The sequence below is a fragment of the Bradyrhizobium sp. Kon10 genome (genome assembly GCF_055807395.1).
Genome location: NZ_JBVVOZ010000195.1, coordinates 1 through 281, shown reverse-complemented (window position 1 = coordinate 281; position 281 = coordinate 1). Strand labels below are relative to the sequence as shown.

Below are 281 nucleotides of genomic sequence, written 5' to 3'. Positions count from 1 at the left end.
CATTCTGCTGATGCTGGCCGGCGATTTCCTGTTTGCGTTGAACGATGCGATGGGCAAATGGCTGGTCGCCAGCTTTTCCGTCGGCCAGGTCGTGCTGATCCGTTCCATCGGCGCCTTTTTCGTGCTCGGTCCGATGATCGCGCGTCAAGGTACGGCCAAGCTGTTCCACATGGAGCGCCTGGAACTGCAGGTCTTGCGCGTCGTCATGACGACGCTCGACACGGCGCTGTTCTACGCCGCCGTCGTCTATCTGCCGCTCGCCGACGTCATGAGTTTCTACA

Annotated in this window: 1 pseudogene; it reads left to right on the top strand. The window is 60.1% G+C overall.

Going from position 1 to position 281, the window contains the following annotated elements:
- Nucleotide 1: 1 nt before the first annotated feature.
- Nucleotides 2–281, top strand: a pseudogene (locus tag AC0L2O_RS36690) (EamA/RhaT family transporter); the annotation flags it as partial.